A 5,889-nucleotide genomic window follows, 5' to 3' on the forward strand; every position below is an offset into this window, starting at 1 on the left:
CACCGCCGGGTCGGCCACGGCGTTCCCGCCGGCGCCACCCGCACCTCCCCCGCCCGACGAGCCTCGGTCGCCGGAGCCGCGGCCGCCTGTGGGCGACCCGCCGCCGTTGTCGCCGGTGGGGGGCGTCGAGGGTATCGGGCTCGGAGATGCGGTAGGGGTCGCCTCGGGGACCGTGACCGAGAAGTCCGACTCGCCGCGGTCGTCGACGGCCGCCGCGGCCGACGTGGCGGTGAGCGCGACGAGCAGGCCCGCCATCACAGCGGTCTTCAGCGCGGTGCGCCGGGAGGCGTTCATACGGTCTCGCTTTCGCGTCGCTCGGAGGTGTGCATGGCGTGGGCGCGCTCAGCAGCCGGAGCGCGTTCGCCGGAGGGATGATCCTTCAGCGCGTCGGCGCGGATCTGATCGGCGTAGTCGGCGAGGTCCTCGGCCAGGTGCCGACGCGCACGGCGGCGCAGCCAGATCGTCAGCGCCACGCCACCTCCGACGAGGACGACGATGCCGATCAGCGACCACGGCACCGCCCACGCCGTGGTCGAAGAGACGACTCGCGCCGGCAGCGCGTCCGTCGGCGAGGCGATGCCCTGGGCGGGGAGGGGCTCCACCGCGATGTCGGCGAACACCAGAAGCAGCGGAGGGATGCCGGCGAGCTCGGCCGAGACATGGGCGCTCGAGCCGGGCATCAGGTTCTCCACCGCCGGGAGCGTGTAATCGCCGAGCGGGATGCCGAACGGACCGGTCAGCCGCACCGTCGGCTCGGCCGAGAGGCGCACATTGCCGGCGTTCACGAGGTCGAAACCCGTCGTTGCGGTGCCCCCGCCCACGGGATTCCACGATCCGTCGTAGCCCGACACGACACCGGTGACCGCGAGACCGGCCGACACGGGGCCGTCCACACGCAGATAGATGCGGGTGCCGACCCGATTCTCGCGCACGACGTTCGCGCCGCCCTCCCCCGCTGTGGCACTGGTGTGGACGGCGACGATGCCGCCGGCGTGGTCACCCGGGCTCGCTCCGTGCGGCACGGTGAGAATGAAGGGGATGTCGGCGCGCTCACCCGGTCCGAGCTCGAGAGTGATGCCGAGCCGGGCCAGGCAAGACGGGAGGGCGTCGGCTGCGGCATCCGTGCAGGTCGCCGGCGCCCCGTCGACGGACGTCCACGCGCCAAGGTCGTCGGATGCCTGATCCGAGCCGATCAGTGTGAAGGACGCGCTGTCGTAGTCGGTGGTGGCGTCGGCGGCGTAGACGTGAAAGGTCGCGGGCTGTGTGGAGCGGTTGGTGACCGCGAACCAGTCGCTCACGACGGTGCCGGGGGCGACCTGGTAGTCGAAGACATCGCGCCCGTCGGGCCCTGTGGGACTCGAGGGCTGCACGCCCCAGCTCACCTCTTCGGCCGCGTCGCCTTCCGCCGCCAGGGCCGGCGAAGCGCAGAGGAGGGTCAGGACGAGGCCGAGGACGGCGGTCGCCACCAGGCGCGTGCGGGTCGTCATTGTCATTCTCCGGTGGAGGGTGCTCCCGCCGTGCGGCGGGAGCACCCGGTCGGCCTGACTAGATGAGAGTCAGGGTGAGGGTGGAGGTGTAGTCACCGGCGGCCGCGTCGGCGGGGACGGTGAGGGTGAGCGCGGCGTCGACGGTGGTGAGCACGTTGGCCTCGGCCGAGGCGACACCGGTCGCGAGGGGCCGGTCCGCCGACAGGTCCGTCGACGCCGGGCCCGCAGTGCCGGCACCCGACACCTTGGCCGGGGTCCACGCGAGAGCTGATGCCGGGATCGTGTTCGTGCCGCTCGTGAACGGCGAGACCGAGCCGTTGAGGGTCCAGCCCTTGGCGGCGGCATCCCGCCGATCGTCGTTCACCGTGGTGTCGCCCAACGCGCCGGTCGCCATCCACGGCGACCCGGCGGCCCGCGCGCCACCGGCGAGAGCGACAGACTCGGGCGAGACCGAGATGCTCAGCCCCGTCGGCACGGCCGACCCGGGCTCGGGCACCGTCACTCCGATGCCGGTCTCGGCGTCGTCGATCGCGGGCAGCGTCCTCAAGGCGACGTCATCGACGGATGCCTCGTGCGTGTCGTCACCGGAGTACTCCGCCGTGAACGTGTAGTCCGTGTTGGGGCTCAGACCCGACACCGGCAGCGACGCCGTGCCACCGGCCACCGGAACAGTGCCGACCGTCGCGGTGCCGTTCTTGAATGTCACCGTGCCCCCGGCCGCGGCCGGATCGATCGACGCCGTGAGCGTCGCCGAGGTCGGAGTGATACCCGACGAAGCGACCGTCGTGGTCGTCGGCGCCTTCTCCACCTCGTCCGCTACCGACCATGTCCCCGTGTTCGACGCGTCATCCCAGACGATGTCAACATCGATAGAGAAGTACTTCGAGTCTCCGACGCCGTCGCTGGCCGACGGGAACGTGCCGGTCGGCTCGGCCCCGGGGTCACACGCGACGAGATAGGTCGCGACCCCGCTGTGCCCGACGAAGTGGCTCTTAGGAAGGGTGCCGACACCCCACGTGGATGCAGACCTCGGGCGGACGCTGTTGTCTCTGTCGATCGACGCCCCGTCGAGGCCACTCCCCGCCCACGCCTCAGTCGCCACGAGCGCGGGCAGTCCCAGGTTGGACGCGCTGACCCGCATCGGCCACGAGCCATCAGACCAGACGAAGAGAACCCGACTCGACCCGCGGTACCCCTCTGGGCACCCGGTTTCGGTCGTGAGTCGCTGCGGGCCGCCGGCGGGGGTGATCTCACCCTCTGTTCGGTCGAGAACCAGATCGCCGAGGCGGTCATCGGGATCCAAGCCGGGCGCGAGCGCCACAGCGGGAGCTGCTGTCAGTGCACCGCCGACGAGAGTGAGCGCGGCGGCGAGTGCGCCCACCAGGGTGCGTCGCCGTTGTGTTCGGGGGGTCATCGTGGTCGTCCTTTCACGGGGGGATATGCACGGAGAAGAGGGCGTGTATCCGGCGTCACACATGCCGGCGCCTGAGCAGGAAGGGGGAGGCGAGCGCGCCGGCGAGCCCGGCGACCAGCGTCGCGCCCAGGGCACCTTGGGCAGGGACGACCGTCGACGACGTCGCCTCGACGGTCGGGGCGCTGTCGGCCGAGATCTGCGTTGCCGAGGTTCCGCCCGCGTCTGGACTCGACGGCGGTGCGGCAGTGCCGGCGCTGGTCGTGGGAGGAGCAGGTGACGGGTCGGAAGACTCGGTCGGCGACTCGCGCAGGCGTTGTGCCAGCGCGAGGGTCGCTTCGGTCTGCGTGTCGGTGAGCGGCACGTAGCCGGCCGGCAAGGCCCCGCGGGTGTCGGCAACGACGTTGCCGGTGGTCGCGGCGTACTCGAGGAAGTGCGCGTACTCCGCTCGCGCCTGGAGGTCGAGCTGACTGGACGCGAGGTCGACAGCGGCGTTGACCGTCATTGTGAGCGGGTACGCGTCGCGCGGGAAGCTCGCGAAATCGAGCGAGGCGACGCCGAACTCATCGACGGTGGCCGCGCCGAGGGCTGCGCGCATCGACTCCGGGCTGTAGGCGACGAACGTCTTGGCAGTGAGCACCGCGTCGGCGGATGACAGTTCGGCGCTCGGCAGCGCGAGCGTGGCGGTGTCGGTGAGGTAGTCCTCTGCCGACGATGCTGTCGTCGGGCCGATGATCAGCCTGCCGTTCGCCAGGTTCTCCGGCGGGTTGGTCTCCCAGTCCCCCAGGTCGCCGGCGGCGTTCCGCTTCAGCGGCTCCCACGAGTCGGAGATCTGTTTGTCTCCTCTGACGACGCGGCTGCCGTTCGCGGCGAGCGATCCGGAGTAGGGAGACGCGGCGACGGCGTCCAACGTCCGCGTGATCCCGAGTTGCGCCTGCATCTCGGCGTTCGGGGTGTACGACGGGTCGGCCTTCGGGAAGTTGTCGATCGGTCCGCTCAGCAGGTCGTATCCGCCACCGAGGGCGTCCGGATGCGTCGGGGGCAGGTAGTACCGGTTGACGGTGGTGCCCCAGGGGTCCGGTTGCCCGTTGAGGAACGCCACGGCGTCGGCGTCGGCGAGAATGTATTCCCACAGGGCGCGCACGGCGTCGTCGCCGTGCGGGCCGGGCACGACCCACGCCCCGATCCCGAAGTTCACGAACGTCGTCGGGTTGCCGAGCGCGATCCACTCCGGATCCTCGTCGATCGTGTCGATGGGCAGATGCTCACGCGAATCGCTGACCGTGTCGAAGTACCCGGCTGCACGCGCGGGGAGGTCTTTCGCGTACGACTGCGTCATGAGTTTTGCGAGCAGACGAGGGGTGAGCTTCAGGTCGCGGTGGACCAGATTCCCGTGCAGCTGTCGCATGTTCGACGCCGAGAACGCGATGGTGAGAGCCGTGTTAGCCACCGGGGCGTACGCCAGATCCATCTCCTCCAGTCGCGCTGGATTGGCGCTGCCGATCGTGTCGGGCCGCAGCGCCTCTGAGACGAGCACCATGTCGGCCTGTCCCCCGATCAGCTGCTGACGGGCCGCGTCGCCCGGGGCGGTCGAAAGGTTGAAAATGCTCGGGTCCTCTCCCGCGCACAGCGTTGACTGCCATGACGACACCGCGCCGACGGCGAGCTCGCTGCCGACCATTCCGCGCTCAGCGCCCTGAGCACAGGACGCGAACGGGTCGTCGAACTGCAGGGGCACGACGACACGGTTGTCCCAGAACGAGCAGTTGCGTGAGATCGGTGAGCCGAGCTGGAAGAGGGGAGTCTCACCGAAGCCGTTGTACTGCTCTGCCGGGAACGGGTACTGGCACGGGCGCGCGGCTCCCTCGAGCGTGCCCGAGTGCGTTCCCCGGGGCACGATGACGAGCCAGCATCGGTCTCCCGCTTTCGATGACCGATCGCCGCACCCGAGGTACGGCTGCGCGGCTGCGCTCTGCGGGAGAAAGGTGATCGACGCGGTGCCATCGCGATCGATGAGCGCAATCGGCACCTCGTTGGTGTTCCCCGCCGAGAAGAACTGCGCGGTGCCGTCGACGGTGACCGTCGGCGCATTCGGTGTGACGCCGGGGATCTCCTGGTACTCGCTGTACGTGCCGACAACGCTCTGAAAGGGCACCGCGTGATGGCCGTCGTCGCGGCCGGGAACGGTGAGGTCGCGGCTGATCGCGGTCAAACCCCGGCCGAGCAGCTTCGTGAAGGGTTCGGCCGCCCGTGTGTCGCCGGTGGAGTTGTGGTGCCCACCGAACTGGCAGGTCTCGGCGAAATCGTCTGAAGCCGGATCGCCCCAGCACTGCATCATCTGCACGAAATTGCTCGAGCCGTTGCCCGAATAGTGGGTGCTCTCGGCGAAGCCCGAGACCGAGACGGTGATCGCCTCGTCCCGCAAATTCTCCGTCTTCGACACCGTGACCTCGAGGTCTTTGAAGTCGTTCCAATGCCCGGAGCCGTCGGCGTTGTCGACCATGGCGCTCCGGTCCGGCTGATACTGCTGCAGCTCCGGATCGTTGCCACCGGCCCACTTCACCGTCACGGCCGAGTCGGTAAGTCCTTCGTCCGCGGCGGCTGCCGGCTGGGCACTCGCGAGCGAGCCGAGGCCGACCACCGATACGGCGACCATCGCGAGCGAGGTCGCGAGCAGCGTGGCGCCGGTTCGCCGACGGCGGCTGATCGATCTCATCGAGCCACTCCATTCGTGGCGACGGATGCCGGAACCTGGCGGAGCGGCCGGCGCCGCCGTCGCCCGAGCAGGGGTGGCAGCACCGCGGCTGCGAGCATCCCGACGCCCGCCGCGAGGATCGCCACGATCGTCAGCGGGCTGGCAGCGAGGAAAGGAACCGACTGCGGGCTTCCTGCCACCACCATCGGGCCATTGCTGGAGCCCACCGCGGTCTCATCGGTCGAGGCGGCACCGCCTTCGCCCGCGCCTCCGCCGGCAGCGGCATCCCCGCCCCC

Annotated in this window: 3 protein-coding genes and 2 pseudogenes; all 5 read right to left on the reverse strand. The window is 70.2% G+C overall.

All coding sequences use genetic code 11. The features are described from left to right. A pseudogene (locus tag EIO58_RS11360) lies at positions 1-294 on the reverse strand (hypothetical protein); the annotation flags it as partial. Continuing rightward, positions 291-1,487 carry a hypothetical protein gene (locus EIO58_RS11365; protein WP_127819636.1) on the reverse strand — a complete coding sequence of 399 codons (1,197 nt, stop codon included), beginning with the start codon at positions 1,485-1,487 and terminating at the stop codon, positions 291-293. The pseudogene EIO58_RS11360 and the gene EIO58_RS11365, both read right to left, overlap by 4 nt. Positions 1,488-1,545: 58 nt before the next feature. Next, positions 1,546-2,901, reverse strand: coding sequence for an Ig-like domain-containing protein (locus EIO58_RS11370; RefSeq protein ID WP_164861650.1), 1,356 nt, complete (start codon positions 2,899-2,901; stop codon positions 1,546-1,548). Between the two features lie 55 nt (positions 2,902-2,956). Beyond that, on the reverse strand, positions 2,957-5,614 hold the full coding sequence (locus EIO58_RS11375) for a hypothetical protein (protein ID WP_127819638.1): 2,658 nt from the start codon (positions 5,612-5,614) through the stop codon (positions 2,957-2,959). After that, positions 5,611-5,889: pseudogene (locus tag EIO58_RS11380) on the reverse strand (hypothetical protein); the annotation flags it as partial. The pseudogene EIO58_RS11380 and the gene EIO58_RS11375, both read right to left, overlap by 4 nt.

Source organism: Microbacterium sp. CPCC 204701 (genome assembly GCF_004010105.1).
GTDB lineage: Bacteria > Actinomycetota > Actinomycetes > Actinomycetales > Microbacteriaceae > Microbacterium.